This window comes from Pseudoalteromonas sp. A25, assembly GCF_009176705.1.
In the GTDB taxonomy this organism is placed as follows: Bacteria; Pseudomonadota; Gammaproteobacteria; order Enterobacterales; family Alteromonadaceae; genus Pseudoalteromonas.
Genome location: NZ_AP021846.1, coordinates 3800544 through 3817397, shown reverse-complemented (window position 1 = coordinate 3817397; position 16854 = coordinate 3800544). Strand labels below are relative to the sequence as shown.

Here is a 16854-nt window from a genome sequence, read left to right as displayed (position 1 = left end):
ATAAGAGCACCAGTGATGTGCTCTTTTAGGTTACTCTGTTTATCTAATATCAAATCTGTCGGCGTTCATGACTTTGTTCCAGGCCAAAATAAAGTCATCTACGAATTTCAACTGATTTGTGTCACTGCCGTACACTTCACTGATCGCTCTTAACTGCGAGTTTGAGCCAAAAACCAAGTCTACACGTGTTGCTTGCCACTTTGGCTTTCCTGTAGCTCGGCAGTACCCAGTAAAAGTGCTGCTTTGCTCATTATCAGGACGCCATTGTGTATCCAAGTCTAATAAGTTAACAAAAAAGTCATTACTTAACACACCAGGACGACTTGTGAATACGCCATGAGGTTGTTGGTCAAAGTTGCTATTTAGCACTCGCAGACCGCCTATTAATACGGTCATTTCTGGTGCTGTAAGTGTCAGTAATTGTGCCTTATCTAGTAATAATTCTTCAGCACTAACACTGTAATCTTTTTTAAGGTAGTTTCTAAACCCATCGGCAATGGGTTCTAGTACCTCAAAAGACTCAATATCAGTTTGCTCTGCGGTGGCATCACTACGTCCAGGCGTAAACGGCACAGATATGTCAAACCCTGCATCTTTTGCCGCTTTTTCAATGGCGACTGCGCCGGCTAATACAATCAGATCTGCCAAAGCAATGGCTTTATTTGATGTTTGTGTATCGTTAAACTGCTGCTGGATCTGGCCTAATGTAGAGAGTACTTTTTGCAATTGACTAGGTTGATTTACCTGCCACTGATTTTGCGGAGCAAGACGAATGCGAGCGCCATTTGCACCGCCGCGACAATCAGAGCCTCTAAAGGTCGACGCTGATGACCAAGCTGTATATACAAGCTCTGAAACGCTTAGCCCTGTAGCTAGGATCTGAGCTGATAAGTAATCGATGTCTCGTTGGTCGACCAGTTCATGTTCCACATTTGGCAGTGGGTCTTGCCATAGTAAATCTTCATCAGGTACTTCAGGGCCTAAGTAGCGTGACTTTGGACCTAAGTCACGATGGGTGAGCTTAAACCATGCGCGTGCAAAAGCATCCGCAAAGGCATCAGGGTTATCATGATAGTATTTTGATATCTCATGATATTTAGGGTCTTCACGCATCGCCATATCAGCGGTAGTCATGATGATACCAACGCGTTTACTGGCATCTTCTGCATCAGGGGCATGGTGTTCATGGGCAAGTTGTTTAGGCACCCACTGATGCGCACCTGCAGGGCTTTTAGACAGGGTCCATTGATAGCCTAATAACATGTCAAAGTAACCATTATCCCATTGTGTGGGGTTTGGCGTCCAAGCGCCCTCAATGCCGCTAGTAATAGTATCTGAACCCTGACCACGACCATATTGATTGCGCCAACCAAATCCCATTTCTTCAATGGCGGCTGCCTCAGGCTCCGGACCCACATGGGAATCAGAGGCGGCACCGTGACATTTACCAAAAGTATGTCCCCCAGCCGTCAGTGCGACCGTCTCAGCATCATCCATTGCCATCCGTTTGAATGTTTCTCTAATATCTTTGCCCGAAGCAACGGGATCTGGGTTGCCATCAGGGCCTTCTGGGTTGACATATATTAAGCCCATTTGCACAGCAGCTAATGGATGTTCAAGCTCTCTGTCGCCGCTGTAACGCTGGTTGTCTAGCCATTCTTTTTCCACGCCCCAGTAAATATCTTCTTCTGGTTCCCAAATATCTTCTCTACCGCCGGCAAAGCCGAAAGTCTTTAAACCCATAGACTCTAACGCCACGTTGCCCGCCAGAATAAACAAGTCAGCCCACGAGATACTGTTGCCATACTTTTGTTTTATCGGCCAAAGTAGTCGACGAGCTTTATCTAGGTTGGCATTATCCGGCCAACTATTTAATGGTGCAAAGCGCTGATTTCCGGTGGCGGCACCCCCTCGACCATCTGCCGTTCGATAGGTTCCAGCAGCATGCCAGGCCATACGGATCATAAAGGGACCGTAATGACCAAAATCTGCTGGCCACCACTCTTTTGAATCGGTCATTAGTGCGTGTAGATCTTGTTTTACGGCGCTTAAGTCAAGTTTGTTAAAGGCTTTGGCGTAATTAAAATTTTCACCAAGAGGGCTGGCTTTTCTATCGTTTTGATGAAGGATTTTTAGGTTTAGCTGTTGGGGCCACCAATCCGTGTTTTTAGTTCGATCGTCACCTACACGAGTATTGCTGCCGTGCATAATGGGGCACTTCCCAGTTGCACTTTTGTTGTTTTGATCCATGCTCTTACCCTTTTAGACTAAAATTTTACATGACTAGCTCGCTCGTTACTCGCATCGTTAACTTACAAGCATTGACTGTATTTTAGACTATAGATATGAACTTATCGGATTGACAGTGGCTTATCTCGATTGCCGTATTCGGTTTTTTCTATTGAAAGCTTAAATTACTGGCGCCTCTCAACTCTCCATGGTGGGTTTAAACGATTTTCACCTGCCCAATAGAGTATTATGTTGTTGCCACTGGGATCTTTCAGTTTCGCTTCGCGCCATAAATAACGTTTATCCTGAGGCAGTTCGGTAAAAGTGATACCCTTTTTCTGTAGTTGTTCTACCCATTCATCAAGTTGTTCATGCTCAAAATAAATAGTCACATTATGTTGCTGCAGAGTTTCTCTTAAAGATAACGAAAAGGTGGCGCCATTTGGACATTCAAAACGTGCATAATGCTCAGTGTCGACGATTTGTAAAAAGCCGAGTAAACGATAAAAGTGAGTGCACTGGCACATATTATGAACGGGAAGAGTGACTTGGTTTAAGTTCATTGCAAATCCTTTTAGTCATAGAGGCGAGTATTATACAAAAAAGAGAGAGCTAGGAAACGTTGGCGGTTTTACTTTAACTTAGCAGATAGTGGGCGGTGCGAGGGCTTTGAAAAAATATAGGCTATGACCATTAATTCACAAACTGCGACTGTGACTATCACCCAAACAGCAGGGTCACTTAACAATAGTAAGACAAAACCAAGAGACATACCCAGTAGTGCACACAGCTTGCCTTTTCTTGGGATCACACGGTATTCATGCCATTGCACCAGAGAAGGGCCAAACTTTTTATGAGTCAGCAACCAGTTAGCTAATTTGGGGTTGGAGCGGGTAAAGCAAGCTAATGCCAAAATAAAAAAAACCGTTGTTGGCATGACTGGTAATACAATACCAATAAAGCCTAGCCCAACAAAACTAATGCCAGCAAAATGAAGCCAAAAACATTTATTAAAAAGTTTTGCCATAGCTAAGCTCACGCAAAAGGTTATTTTTAAAAGCTTATCACACAGCGGTGAGTTTGCGAGTATTAATGACAGCCAAAAAGCTCGATGCATTGTTGGCTGCCAACGGCGTACTGTTAAAAGTAGTAACCAATGTTGATATTAAAGCGTCGCTCGGTATCGTCACTGTCACCCGCAATTGAACCGCCAACAAAAGGTTGGTTTTTAGCATTCACAAAGTCGAAGTAAGTGAAAAAGCCACCTGCAGCGACGGATACACCGGTAACATTCATCCACGTGTCTTGCGTGTTATCTGATTTATCGTAGATAATGCCAAAATCATTGTAAAACTGCAGCCCCGTTACTGCGCCCCATTTTACAGGTAAGCTATAAGCAACGTTTAGGTTAGACATCGTTGCTTCTGCGGCAATGCTATCGTAAAAAGCGTAAGCACCTACCGCCATACGATCAACTCCGTCTACATCATAATTATATTCACCATGTTGCAGCTGAAAGTTCCAAGGACCCATGTTGCTGTTTACGTGTACTGCCCAAGATTGATAATCGCCAGCGCGCTCAATACCATTGTGTAGCCCCCCAGTTTGACCTGAAAAGCCAAGCTCAGTGGTGCCGCCTTTGTGTTCAAAGTGATAAGCGTAGCGCCCTACAAATGTATTGTATTCGCCTAAAGGCTGAGTTGGGTTGTCATAAATACCATCGCCCGCTTTACGGTAGCCAACAATATCGTATGAGTAGCGGTCACTGCGGTCTTCTACATACCCGTCAACACCCCCCAGTTCATCATTTTTGAAAAAGCCGACATCTAATTGCCAGTTGTCTTTGAGTTTTCGCTTGAACAAGACACCTAAATCATGATCGTCTTCAAGGCCAATATAATATGTGGTATTAAAGAACCAGTTATGTGAGTTATAGGGCCAGTTTCCAAATGGAACTTTGGTGATCCCGGCCTGTACTTGCCAGTCTTTGGCGAAATCATACCCTACATAGGCATATTTTACGGCACTCATATAGTCAAAAAAACGGATTTCCGCATTGAGCTGAACATTGCCAATATCTCCGGCGAAATTCACCCGAAAAATATCAAAGTCGAAATCACCGCCGCGATTTTTGTTTCCATCGTTATAAGAGGTGTGGCTGAAGTTAGTGCGCACAGCGCCGCCAACTTTGATACCAGACGATTTCTTCTTGGATTTTTCGACAGATTTTTTTTCTAACTTTTGTATTTGCTTTTGCAAATCAGCTAACTGTTGTTTGAGTTTGTCGATTTCTGCATCGCTAGCTTGAGTAGCGAAGGGAGCTAGGCTCATTGCGAGCGCGAGAGATGTTAATTTATGCATGGTTACCCACTTTAGAGTTACTATGATAGTTAGTTGTCTGTAATAGGGTAGACCATATTGGCGCTTTAACTCAAATTAGAAACAACCACTTAAACTCATTTTAATGATTACGTTCCGAATGCTTGACCGTCTTAGAAAACGCTAACTATATTTTGATAATGAACAGTTGAAGTTGGTACGGGTATGAGAATTTCTCAAAAGCTGCGTTTGGCATTTATGTCTGCCATTGCGCTCCCTTTAATTATTATTGCTGGGCTGATGATCTCGCAAACCCGCCAAGCATCACTGGAAAACTTCACGGAAATGGCAAACCGAGAAGCATTGCAAATTGATAATGGGATTTCGATGTTTTTTGCAGAAATCGCGAAAAATGTTGACTACCTTGCCAGCCACCCCAATGTGATTAGTGCTCGTACACAGGTGCAAACCTACTTTGATAAAAGTACGGCAACTAACCTTACTTCGATGCAAAACTCTTCAATAGAAAAAGAAGCCTATCAAGTGTTTGAACTGTTTGGGGATACACATCCTGGCATTGCATATATTTACATGGGGAACACTGAAGGAGGTTATATTCAGTGGCCACAGGGGGAGGTCAATGCCGGGTACGATCCGCGTGAAAGGCCATGGTATCAAACTGCAGAGCGAGCAAATGCTAAGGCTGTGCGCACCAATGCTTATTATTGGCCACCAGATGATATGGTTATTGTGTCAACTGCAAAAGCAATTATACAGGACGGCCAACTTATCGGCGCCCAGGGAATGGATGTATCACTGAGTGATTTGACTGGTATTGTGAAAAAAATTCGCTTAGGAGAAACAGGGTATTTGGTACTTGTTGAAAATACTGGGACTGTGCTGGCAGATGCCAAGTATCCTGAGCATACTTTTAAAGCTTTTGATGAAGTGGCAGGGGGAGTGTTTGCGAAACTCGCACGGTTTGATAGTGGCTTGCATGAAGTCACAGTCAATGGGGAAAACTACTTTGCCAATATTTATACCTCGCAGTCATTAGGTTGGAAGTTTGTAGGCTTGGTGCAAAAAAGTGAAGTGATGGCTTCGGCAAACAATATGACCATCACCATCGTGGTGTTAAGTGCCATTCTAATCGCAGTTTTTGTCGCACTTGGTACCTATATTTCTCGTTTAATCTCTGGACCCATTACTGAGGTAAGCGATGGACTGACTGTCATTTCGCAAGGCGGCGGAGATTTAACACAGCGTTTAGATATAAAAACCAAAGATGAGACGGGTAAGCTGGCAAATAGCTTTAACTTATTTTTAAACCTCATTGCGCAGTTGGTGACTAAGATAAATCAATGTGCACAGCAGGTGACGCATACAGCCCAAGCAACGTCCTCACAAGCTGCAGAGTTAACGGAGTCAACAGCACAGCAGAGACAAGCTTTGGAAATGGCCGCAACGGCGATCAACGAGATGGCGGCTACAGCAAATGAAGTGGCAGCAAGCTGTGCTAACGCAGCAGAGCTTGCGTCACAAACACAGCAAGCATCTGAGCTTGGTCAGAGTGTTATTTCACGGACGGTGGAAAGTGTTGCTGAACTCTCATCGGTGATCACCAATGCTAACAACGACATAACCCAATTAGACAGTGAAAGTGAAAACATTATGTCTATATTGAGCGTGATCCGGGGTATTGCAGAGCAAACCAACTTGTTGGCGCTAAATGCCGCCATAGAGGCGGCAAGAGCTGGCGAACACGGGCGGGGATTTGCGGTTGTCGCCGATGAAGTACGCGCCTTGTCGCAGCGTACCTCAGAGTCAACAGAAGAGATTGCTTCGCAATTAGATAAGCTACGCAAAATGACCGAGCAAGTGTCACAAGAAATGCGTAAAAGTTTGCAAAGAACCGAAGGTGCTGTTGAGCTTAGTGAGTCTGCACAGACTCAGTTTGCAGACATTACAACGTCAATTCAAACGATTAGTGATGTTAACATGCAAATCGCCACTGCCGCAGAGGAGCAGCAACATGTTGCTGAAGATATTAGTAGAAATGTTGTTGAAATTAAAAATGCCGCCGACAGTGTCACAGAGGTCGCAGCAAATACGGCGCAAAGCGGCGAGAAAATGAATAAACTGTCAGCGCAGCTGTCAGATCTGGTCGGTCAATTTAAGGTATAAGCTATTTAACCTCAACTGTGGATAAGCGTTTGGATGGTTCACAATAGAGACGTTGTAACTCCTTCAACATCCAATGATGATATTTACCTCACGCTAACGGCGAATGATGAGAAACCTTCATCATTCGCCGTTATTTATTTACTCGTAGCGCACTTTTTCGGTAATGTAGCGAAAGCCACAGACTAACAATAAGGTGAAAGATGGAATTATCTGCATCCGTGTCTATCCAACATACCGACAGCGGTCTTGAATATATCAATATTGACAGCCCGCTATGTACTGGAAAAGTGTTTTTACAGGGCGCTCAATTGACTGAGTTTACACCAAAGGGCAAAAGTAGCTTGATATGGGTGTCTGCCGATGAAGATTACCAAGAAGGAAAGCCGATCCGAGGTGGAATACCCATTTGCTGGCCTTGGTTTGGTGTACATGAAAACGCGGATTGGCCCATTCATGGTGTGGCTCGTAAGCTGCTATGGCGTGCCGAAGAGGTTAATGAATTTAGCGATCACATCGTGGTTCGCTTATCGCTACCGATGCGTTTAGTTGATGAAACATATTGGCCTCATAAGTCAAAATTGGAAGTTGAATTTCGTTTTTCTGAGCAATTAGAGGTACGTCTGACAAATACTAATTTAGGTGATAGCGCTTTTAGGTTGTCTCAGGCTTTACATACTTATTTTCCTACTTCTGACATTGAGAACACCACGGTTGATGGCTTGCAAGGTGCAAGTTATATCGAGTTTAATGAAGGGCCGTTTATTCAACAGGACGTGATTAGCTTCGCGCGTGAAACAGACATGGTATACACCCAAGCTGGTGCAGCGCAGACAATACATACTCCTGAGGGAGCGATTGCCGTGACACGAGAAAATTCTCACTCATGTGTTTTGTGGAACCCTTGGATTGAAAAGTCTAAACGGTTAAGTAACTTTCGAGATGATGAATATCACACAATGTTGTGCTTAGAGGCAGCGAATGTGATGGAAGACATGGCAATCGTTGCACCAGGTCAAAGTCATACGTTAGCAACGACGATACGCTGGATTTAGTTGTATCTCTAGCGCATACCCTGTGGTAAAAATGGGGTATGCGTTACGGGTGTTTGATGAGCATTTTCCGTCTTATCGCACTTGTCATTAACCCTTACAATTTAATACACCCACATTCTTAATTTATTGGCATAATTTGTAGATTCAATATCATAAGGTTATGTCGATGCGCTGCAGAATTATTGTAACAAGCTGGATTAAGCTAATGAGCTTATGGGTGATGTCTGCGTGGGCAACACCACAGTGGTTTACGCTCAATACTGATCATTTTAATATTCACTATACAGAGGGTCATGAGGCTTGGGCGCGTTCTGCAGCACAAGAGCTTGAAATCGTTAGAGAAAAAGTTTGGCAGCAACAAAAACGCGTTCTTGAAGGCAAAGCGGATGTGGTGGTATTTGATCCAATACATGCGGCAAATGGCTTTGCATTACCTAGTACAGATAACCCCTTGATGGCTCTTTTTACCGCGCCACCGCAATCTGACAGCGTTATTTCCAATCATGCTAGTTGGCAGCAACTTTTAATTCTTCATGAATATATACACTTAGTACATTTGTCACAACCCAGTCGACACCGTTGGCGGCAGGCGCTTAGAGATAGCTGGGATTTATACGATATTTCTCAAGCAATGATGCCTCGGTGGGTTGCTGAAGGATATGCCACGTTAATGGAGTCAAAAATGACTGGGCGAGGGCGAATTTATGACAATTTTGGTGAGGCGTTATTAACAGAGCTTGCTCAGCAGGGGGCTTTACTCTCATACGCTCAGCTAAATGAGGGAAACGATGAGTATTACTCTAAATCTATGGCTTATTTGATAGGTGGGCGGTTTTTAGCATGGCTGGAACAGCGCTACTCAGATAAAACACTTGATGCTGTATGGACGCGTATGAGAGCGGTAGAGTCTCGTGATTTTAATAGTGCATTTTATGGGGTGTTTTCTGAGTATCCCAGCACTCTCTACCGCCGTTTTGTTGCTGAGTTTACCTATAAATCGATGTTAAAGGAGCAGCAAGAGCCTGCATTGATGAACGAACTTTGGCAAGACTATCAATATACGGCAAGTAGTCCTGTACTTAGTGAAGACGGCAGTCTGCTTGCTATTGTTGAGCGTGACTCTAAGGGCAGAGTAAAGTTAAATGTGTATGAGACTAAGGAGGACGTCACTGCTGAAGAAAAGTTCATTGAAAAACAAAAAGAAATATTAATTAATGACCCACAAGATATCGTAGATGTAAGACCAAAAGTATTTGCAAAAAAAACACGTCACACACTTGAGCCGATAAACTTTTCGGGCATACGTTTCCCACAATGGTTTGACAGTAATACCATTTATTTTGTTGGGTCGGTGAATGATGCGGACGTTATGCACGTGCGAAGAGGAGAGCTATTTAGTTGGTCTCTGGAGACTGGTAAGGTTGAGCAATTGACACAAGGAGCTGCTATTCGCCGTTTTACATTGAGTAAAAATAAGCGCGCTGTTATTGCTGAACAGGTTTTGTATGGTTACTCAGAATTAGTCCAAATTGACCTCCATAGCCAAGCCATTGAACCTTTATTTACCAAGCAGTTAAGTACTTTATATGATTACCCAACGTTACATCACGAGCAACAAAAACTTGCTTACCTTAAGCATACGTTGAATCAAAATTGGCAGTTGTATATACAAGATGTACATACCCAGGAACAGGTGCAAGTGCCTATGCCTGTGGGTTATCAATATGTCACTCAGCCTAGTTGGTCTAAAAATGGTGAGGCGCTTTATTTCATTGCCGGTACCAATGGCAGTGTGGATATTTATCGTTTTGAATTGGTAACGGGAGCTTTATACAAATTAACACAAGGACAATCGCTGTTTGCATCGCCATTGGAGCTGCCAAGCGGTGAGTTATTGTATTTGGCAAGTGGCTTTGAAGGTAATGATATGTACCAGCTTCCTGCCACATTACAGGGAGAATTGGTTTATGAGCTTGCACCACGCAGTGTTGTAGTACCTGATAATGTGGTGGTGCAACATAGTTCAGTGGATGAAAAGGCGGCGCACTTTAATGCTTCAATAAAGCTGCCAGAAGCAAAAATCTATCACTATGGCGCTGAGATAAGCCAGTATGACATTTGGCAACAAAGAGCGTCATTGGTATTAGGTGCACAGCATACCTCTGCGAGCACATCGTTGTTAAATATTGGCGTGAAAGGATCTGACTTTTTAGAGAAACTAAGTTGGCATATCGGTGTTGCTCAGGATATTGCAGATGGTGCGCTTAGCGGAGTATATGCTAAGGCGCGATATCAGCACGGTGCATCGCAATGGGATACGCATGTTTTTGATTATCAGTTCGACAGTCAAAAACAGCAGCGAGCCAATCAAGGGAATAAAGCTAATGTGATGGGGATTTATGGTCAGTTTAGTCATGATGTGCAATGGCAGCAGTTACGCCTAAAAGGGGTGTTTGCTGGTTTGCGTGCAAGTGAGGAGCTGCAAGGGGAAAGCATCGATCATCAGTGGTTAAGAGTGGGCGCTCGACAGATGTGGCAATATGATAACCAGTCGTTTTCTATTGGTCAGCAGCTGAGCGGTTTTTGGAGCGAAGGAAAAACTGACGGGCATGACTGGCAAGGCCAAAACCTCGCTGCGACTTTGTTTGGTAAGGTATTTCATATTCCAATGTCGTTGTCATATCAGTTTGCGAAACGACAAGAGCAGGCTTTGTATTTAGGTGGCTTTAGCTCGTCTTTATTGCCAGATACTCGTATGGTCAATACGATTACTGCGCCAGATCTACCATTTTACGCAGCTCAAGGCCATAGATATGAAGGGTATGGAGGGGCTATTGCTTTACGAGAGCGTTTTCCATGGCTTTACTATCAGCAGCACCAACTTGATCAGCAAGTATATGGACAAAGTTATGGATTGAAGTGGTCAACAGGCTTTAACGGTCAATCATGGTTAGGAAAATTTGCACCGGCTGGGTTAAGTGATTTCCGTGTTGATTTGGGGATAAGTCGAGTGGAAGGCGACAGTTTCGAAAATGAAAACCGTGCTTGGTTAGGTTTATGGTACGATTTATAGCTTATTGATAAATTTTGAAAAAAGGCGACATGGCTGTCGCCTTGGGTATGAAACAGATATGGAGAATGACGTGCATGTCAGGTGTATGCGTTATGCTCGTAAGCTCAATCGCTGCCTACATGCTCCCCGATATGCCCTAATTAGTATAGTCAGCAGTCAGCTGGACGCCATTAAAAGATGAAAAAGCTCTGATCATCACATGATAACGACCTGAACCATCATTTTGTGTACAAGTTTCACCATTGCCCCAACGGTAAGGGCGGCAATCATAAATTAAAGTTGTGGGCTTTTCGCCTTTACGCACGTATAAGTCGGCATCGCCTGTGCCACCAGCCATTTTAAACGTAATATTTGATGCGCCAGCAGGTACGTCGAAGTAGAAAAACTGTTCGGAGTACTTTGCGCCAGATAAATCTGTTTTGGCAACGCCCTTTTGTAATTGCGCAGGATCCTCGGTATTGATGACAGAGACTGTTTTAGTCAAAGAAGCGGTTTGGCCATTGTTATCAGTCACTTTTAGTGTTACTGAATAATCACCCGCGCTGGCATAGCTATGAGTAACATTACTGCCAAAGTCAGCGTTGCTACCGTCACCAAATTGCCACTCATGCTGTGTGATTGAGCCGTCAGTTACTCTTGAAGCAGAGCCATCAAATTGACAACTAAGTAGGTCACATGAATAGGTGAAGCTCGCAACGGGGACTGGGTCGCCAGTTGGTTGGTCGCCTACAGGTACCTCATTGTTAAAGTGAGAAGACACTTGTGGCCAAATTTTACTGATTTTGGCACCTTTGTTAGTGCAACCGCCAAGGTGATGCAAGGCAATAACGTCGCGCGTATCAGCTGCCAAAACTGGTGAGCCGGAAGAGCCACCAATGGTATCGCAGTAGTAACCTAAGTCAGTGCCTGTGCCGCGGCCGTTCGCATTTGCTTCGTTGACTTGGCATAGGCCATTGCTATCTTGATCTGACTCGATAGATAGCTCTTTTGGATTGCCTGCTCCGTGCTGAGGAATATAAATACGCTGCCCTTGGGTGGCATCGTTAACATCAAGACCAAAGTAACCAAATGGTTGCGTTTGCTCAAAGTTGTTCACTGTAAACAGCGTATAATCGAGGGTGTAATCAGTTTTTAAGAAATCTTTACCCGTCACTTTAACAACGGTTTCTTTTGTTGTGCCATTACAGGTTGTGTGCTGGTAGTTAAACCATACTTCGGTTGAAGTGAGCTCAGAGGCTGTTTCCACACAGTGATTATTGGTGAACATGCGGTTGTCAGCACCGACACGCCAGCCTGTACATAGGCTGCGACCACCGATGACTAGACGCGCAACAGGTCGGCTGCGTTCAAATTCTTCAGGGTGAGATTGCGACCAACATTGCACATCACGGCGCTCCATAGCACCACATGTAGAATCTGTGCCCAAATCATCACTGCTAAGTTGGTTTTCAATACCAAAGTGGTAGTAATCAATAACAGGCGTACCTAGTGTAGTATTTAGGTCTGCACCAGGGGTATATTCAACAATAACTGTATCGCTTGACACTGACATTGCTGCAAAATGATTCACGCCATTATCACCTTTTTCCAAGGTTGCTTTGCGCATGTCTGCTTCAGTGTACTCATAACGCTCGCTATTATCTGTTGCTCTAACGACTAATTTGCCACCTCCTTTGAGATTAACATTTTTAAAGTGCAGTTTGAGATAGCTGGCATTAGGATGAGAGACTGTTTGCATAATGGTGTTTGTTTTACCACTTAATGCGAGGTTTAACGTGGCTGTTTTACCGATCACTGCTTCATTGGTTTTACTGGTGAAGTTCATCATTTGTGTTTCGGTCAACGGTGCTTGAGCTAGCGCTGTCATTGAAGCGAAACCCAGAGCCGGAAGAAAATAGCGTTTTTTCATTGTTTATCCTTACATGCTTATTATGTGTTTGTCTAAAAGTTAGACACATCTAAGGTAGAACGAAAAAACGGTGAGGTAAATACAATGTTAATAATAAATTAACATTGTATTTAATTTTGTACTTTGATTTAGTTATAACCGCTATCAAATTGCTTTAGGGTGGCGAGTTTAGCCTGATAGATACCCTGCTTGTGTTGATCTTCAGCTTTATCTAGAGCGTTTTGCAAATACTGTTGAGCTGCTTTGATATCACCTTGTAAGTAGCGCACTTTTGCCAATGAGAAAAAGGGTTCGGGCAGGTAAGGTGCATTTTGCGCTAGTTCCTGCAAAATGTTCTCAGCCTTTATATATTTCTTGCGATCAATAGCCTGCTCTGCAAGCTGGATAAAATCAAACGGCGTTTTAGCGCTGCTATATAACGCATTATCAAGTTCTTTGACCCGTTCAGTTTGACCAAGTTGCAGTGCAAGAAAGCTGTAGTTGTGAAGTAAATTACTTGAGAGAAGCTGGTTTTTATAGGCAAACTCGTATAGTGCTAGTGCTGTTTGAGTATCGCCATAACGCCGATGTAATATCGCAGCTAAACTAATCAGTTCAGGATCATACGGAGCGTATAAAAAAGCTTTTACTAGCAAAGAGTAACTCAGATCAAACTGTTCTTTTAGTAAGGCTTCTGTAGCTAAGTTTGCATAGTACTTAGCAACTAAATCTTGGTAGCTCGCACTGCCAACAAAGGCTATGTCTTTGACGGGGAAATAGTCAATCACGGTTCCTGGTTTCATAAAGTATATCCAATCAGACCCTTCCTCTAAAGGGGCATAAAGCTTGGTCTTAAAATGGTGAGAAATCAGTACGGTTTGGTTTTGCTGTTTATATACGGGTATGGATGCAACTTCACTAAAGCTGGTTTCAACGCCAATAAGGTCAGCATACGCTTGAGTTAAAATAGCGAGACTGATGCAATTACCTTCGTTTTGCGCGACCACCTCACTGGCTGTTAATGTCGCGCCATCATAACTAAAGTTGCTGATCCTAGACTCTAAATAATCTGCAATGATGCGATCGGCTCGTACTTGCTTATCTTGTGCTTGTTTTACATGAGCTTTGAAAGCGAGTTGCTCGTGTTCTGGCAGCGTAAAAATGTGTTCTTCTTGAGCAACGTGAACAGTCTTAAATAATGCATGATTCATCAGGGATACGGGAGCTGGGATTGTAATAGGTTCAACTTTTTTCGCTGTATGCGAGCAGCCAGTTAAGGCAAAAATCAAGAGCAGAATAACGAATTTCATGATTGGGCTTACTTCGATTAGTACTACGAACAATGTATCTATTACATGGTCAGCTCGCAACTTGTTTTTAGTTTGAAAAGATATATCACGATGCGGTTTCACACTTACTTCACTTATAGGGTTGTATGTTGCTGGTAAGTTTATTTACTCAAGATACATTATGAAAATAGGGTTACTAGTGACACTGGTTGTCATGTTATCTGGTTGTACTTTTGTACGCACAGTAGGTATGAAGTGGGCCAACTCTGATATTGAGCCTATCTGGCAATCTCAGCAGGTCAGCACATTATTAAATGCCTATTTTGAGGGAGAGAAAAGCTACCTATATGTGGATGTAGATGGTCATCGCTTGAAGTTACTAATAGATACGGGCGCCAGTTTTAGCTCTTTGTTTGATACGCCTAAAGTTGCGGCAATGAGACTACCGAGACAGGCTCAGTTAATGATTGGAGGGTGGGGAGATGAAGAAAATAGTTTGGCTTATAAGACTCAGGTGGGTGTTTTTGACTTGGGAGCTGCAAGGTTTAATAACTTGATAATGGCGGTTATTCCAACGTCAACGAGTAAATACTATTTACGTGATGATGAGGCGACATTTGATGGCATAATTGGTCATGATGTTATGCGTCATTTTGCCTGGACGTTTGATAAAGCGAAAAAGCAAATTGTGTTATCGCAGCGCGCACATAGCCCCCAGCCGGGTGCGCATGAAATATCTATCTCACGCTCATTGAGTAAATTAAAGATATCAGCCCAATTTCAACTAACTGAAGCGCATACGGTTAACATGCCGATTGTCATAGATACGGGCTCACGCCACTACTTAAAGCTCAGTGCTAGGTATATAGAAAACCATAAATTGGATATGGGTCGGCTTGTGAATGCTGCCGACTTTGGCTTATCAGGAAAAACGCAGCATCAAAGAGGACATATCAAACGTATTCAGATAGCAAACTTGATAGTTCCTAATGTAAAGGCAAACTTTATACCAACAGAAGATGAAGATGAATTGTGGATCATCGGTAACGCATTTCTAAATCAGTTTGTATCAACTATTGATTATCATACCGATACGCTCTATTTACAGCCTAGAGCGCAGGCATTTCAATCGCGTTATAACCTGTCTGGTTTAGAGCTTAGAAAGCTACGAAGTGGTTATTTTGTCGTAAGAGCTGTCGCGCCAAGGGCAAGCAATATTGGTTTAAAAGTAGGTGATATTATAACGAAAGTGAATAACCAAGACACACCAAAACTAACTGTTGATGATTGGCTCAATACTAGCAATGAAGCCAAACAGCATCAGTTGTGTTGGGTGCAATCACCACTTAAACAATTAAGCTTGAACGACCCGCAGTGCAAAACGGTGACCTTTTCAGATATTCCAGGCTTCAATGTAGCGCTTTGAGTGTATTGGCTTAACTTATAGTTATTTGTTTCTTATTAAATTTATTTATTCTCAAGACGGTTGGTTTGAGTATGTAGTGACGTGCCTCCCTTAATTTAAAGTCTTGCTATGGCTGACTTTCTTTTTATGTCAAAGTAAGAAACATAAAATTACAAATGTCACATTCTCCTTGCGCATATAATTGTTACTATAGGCATAGGAAAATTTTACAAGGTGAAGTCATGCAAACAAAAACTCTCAAATGGATATTGCCCTTTGCGGTATTAATGATCGGTGCGGTTGGCGCTGTCGGTATCAACGCTATTGCAGCAGACCCAAAAGCAAAGGAGGCCGTTGACAGTCGACCCGTGGTAGAAGTCGAGTCAATTTCCGCTTTAGACTACCAAGTAATGATCAATAGTTATGGTGAAGTTAAGCCATTTGAACAAACTCAATTGTCGGTGCAAGTCTCAGGTGAAGTGACTTATTGGCACCCTAATTTTATTGCCGGTGGTATTGTGGCACGCGGAGATGTGTTGATGCGCATCGAAAAAGACAATTATGAAGCTGCATTGCTGCAAGCTCAAGCTGAGCTATCTCGCGCTAAAGCGGCTTTAATTGAAGAGCAAGCACTTGCCGATGTGGCAGAAGATGAAGCGCGACGCTTTCCAAGTAAAAAGCACACTGACTTATTTCTTCGTAAACCCCAGCTAATGAGTGCTAGCGCATCGGTTAAATCAGCAGAAGCGGCACTTAAACGTGCCCAGCGAGATTTGGATAATTGTGAAGTGGTTGCGCCATATGATGCATTAGTGGTGACTCGTGACGTAGGTTTAGGGCAGTTTGTCGGCGTAGGCACGGCGGTTGCGCAACTCAATAATATTGAATCTGCAGAAGTGATCATTCCTATCGCAGGCTTTGATAGTGCATTTTTGCCAAAAGTGGTTGCAGGTACTAAAGCGAATGTGACACAAAGTGGCCTAAATGGTTTTACCCGTGAAGCGGTGATCGACAGAGACTTAGGCACTGTCGATACGCAAACGCGGATGGTTAACTTGGTGGTTCGAATAGACGACCCGTATGGCCTAAAATCAGATCAACCAGCCATTAAGTTTGGTGCGTTTGTACAAGTTAATTTTGCAGGCAAAACACTTAATCGTATTTATCGTTTGCCACAAGACTTAGTGAATAATCAAACGGTATGGTTGCTAAATGATGACAACCAACTTGAACCTCGTAAGGTGCAAGTGATTCGTGAGGAAGGTGAGTTCTTCTTTGTGAATGTTGGCTTGAATGATAATGAGCGAATTGTTACCACGGTACCTGAATATCCGCAAAAAGGGATGGCGGTTAAGGTTGCTGGGGCTGACTCTTCAGATGCGCAACCGTCTTCTCAAAAGCTTTAAGGACGGGTG

Annotated in this window: 11 protein-coding genes; 5 read left to right on the top strand and 6 right to left on the bottom strand. The window is 43.3% G+C overall.

The genetic code is table 11. From position 1 onward, the window contains the following. Positions 1 to 39: 39 nt before the first annotated feature. The 4 genes from katG to GDK41_RS16395 form a co-directional block, all read right to left on the bottom strand. Positions 40 to 2250, bottom strand: coding sequence for a catalase/peroxidase HPI (gene katG / locus GDK41_RS16410; RefSeq protein ID WP_152087409.1), 2211 nt, complete (start codon positions 2248 to 2250; stop codon positions 40 to 42). Between the two features lie 164 nt (positions 2251 to 2414). Then, the gene (locus GDK41_RS16405; protein WP_152087408.1) at positions 2415 to 2792 is read right to left on the bottom strand and encodes a VOC family protein; all 378 of its coding nucleotides are present in this window, start codon (positions 2790 to 2792) and stop codon (positions 2415 to 2417) included. A 68-nt stretch (positions 2793 to 2860) separates the two neighbouring features. Then, on the bottom strand, positions 2861 to 3256 hold the full coding sequence (locus GDK41_RS16400; RefSeq protein WP_152087407.1) for a YbaN family protein: 396 nt from the start codon (positions 3254 to 3256) through the stop codon (positions 2861 to 2863). A 113-nt stretch (positions 3257 to 3369) separates the two neighbouring features. Continuing rightward, positions 3370 to 4590 carry a porin gene (locus tag GDK41_RS16395; protein WP_152087406.1) on the bottom strand — a complete coding sequence of 407 codons (1221 nt, stop codon included), beginning with the start codon at positions 4588 to 4590 and terminating at the stop codon, positions 3370 to 3372. Positions 4591 to 4773: 183 nt separating this feature from the next. Here GDK41_RS16395 and GDK41_RS16390 point away from each other — a divergent pair, with 183 nt between their 5' ends. The 3 genes from GDK41_RS16390 to GDK41_RS16380 all read left to right on the top strand — a co-directional run bounded on the left by GDK41_RS16390 (position 4774) and on the right by GDK41_RS16380 (position 10857). Next, the gene (locus tag GDK41_RS16390) at positions 4774 to 6732 is read left to right on the top strand and encodes a methyl-accepting chemotaxis protein (RefSeq protein WP_152087405.1); all 1959 of its coding nucleotides are present in this window, start codon (positions 4774 to 4776) and stop codon (positions 6730 to 6732) included. Between the two features lie 200 nt (positions 6733 to 6932). Further along, positions 6933 to 7784: a D-hexose-6-phosphate mutarotase gene (locus GDK41_RS16385; protein WP_152087404.1), complete on the top strand. Its 852-nt coding sequence runs from the start codon at positions 6933 to 6935 to the stop codon at positions 7782 to 7784. Positions 7785 to 7989: 205 nt separating this feature from the next. Next, complete coding sequence (locus GDK41_RS16380) at positions 7990 to 10857, top strand: TolB family protein (RefSeq protein ID WP_152087403.1); 2868 nt, start codon at positions 7990 to 7992, stop codon at positions 10855 to 10857. A gap of 136 nt (positions 10858 to 10993) precedes the next feature. On the opposite strand, the gene GDK41_RS16375 is transcribed toward GDK41_RS16380, so the two are convergent. Then, positions 10994 to 12766 (bottom strand): PKD domain-containing protein, encoded by a 1773-nt coding sequence (locus GDK41_RS16375; RefSeq protein WP_152087402.1) that lies wholly within the window; start codon positions 12764 to 12766, stop codon positions 10994 to 10996. Positions 12767 to 12894: 128 nt separating this feature from the next. Beyond that, positions 12895 to 14157, bottom strand: a complete 1263-nt coding sequence (locus tag GDK41_RS16370) for a tetratricopeptide repeat protein (RefSeq protein WP_172971633.1) — start codon at positions 14155 to 14157, stop codon at positions 12895 to 12897. A 58-nt stretch (positions 14158 to 14215) separates the two neighbouring features. On the opposite strand from GDK41_RS16370, the gene GDK41_RS16365 reads away from it, so the two are divergent. Beyond that, entirely contained in the window at positions 14216 to 15460 is a 1245-nt protein-coding gene (locus GDK41_RS16365) for an aspartyl protease family protein (RefSeq protein WP_152087400.1), read from the top strand. A gap of 221 nt (positions 15461 to 15681) precedes the next feature. After that, entirely contained in the window at positions 15682 to 16845 is a 1164-nt protein-coding gene (locus GDK41_RS16360) for an efflux RND transporter periplasmic adaptor subunit (RefSeq protein WP_152087399.1), read from the top strand. Positions 16846 to 16854: the final 9 nt, after the last annotated feature.

What these genes read in the sequence shown, in the direction of transcription:
- GDK41_RS16390 (WP_152087405.1), top strand. Translation starts at nt 4,774, where the DNA reads ATGAGAATTTCTCAAAAGCTGCGTTTGGCATTTATGTCTGCCATTGCG.
- katG (WP_152087409.1), bottom strand. Translation starts at nt 2,250, where the DNA reads ATGGATCAAAACAACAAAAGTGCAACTGGGAAGTGCCCCATTATGCAC.
- GDK41_RS16385 (WP_152087404.1), top strand. Translation starts at nt 6,933, where the DNA reads ATGGAATTATCTGCATCCGTGTCTATCCAACATACCGACAGCGGTCTT.
- GDK41_RS16360 (WP_152087399.1), top strand. Translation starts at nt 15,682, where the DNA reads ATGCAAACAAAAACTCTCAAATGGATATTGCCCTTTGCGGTATTAATG.
- GDK41_RS16400 (WP_152087407.1), bottom strand. Translation starts at nt 3,256, where the DNA reads ATGGCAAAACTTTTTAATAAATGTTTTTGGCTTCATTTTGCTGGCATT.
- GDK41_RS16405 (WP_152087408.1), bottom strand. Translation starts at nt 2,792, where the DNA reads ATGAACTTAAACCAAGTCACTCTTCCCGTTCATAATATGTGCCAGTGC.
- GDK41_RS16395 (WP_152087406.1), bottom strand. Translation starts at nt 4,590, where the DNA reads ATGCATAAATTAACATCTCTCGCGCTCGCAATGAGCCTAGCTCCCTTC.
- GDK41_RS16380 (WP_152087403.1), top strand. Translation starts at nt 7,990, where the DNA reads ATGAGCTTATGGGTGATGTCTGCGTGGGCAACACCACAGTGGTTTACG.
- GDK41_RS16365 (WP_152087400.1), top strand. Translation starts at nt 14,216, where the DNA reads ATGAAAATAGGGTTACTAGTGACACTGGTTGTCATGTTATCTGGTTGT.
- GDK41_RS16375 (WP_152087402.1), bottom strand. Translation starts at nt 12,766, where the DNA reads ATGAAAAAACGCTATTTTCTTCCGGCTCTGGGTTTCGCTTCAATGACA.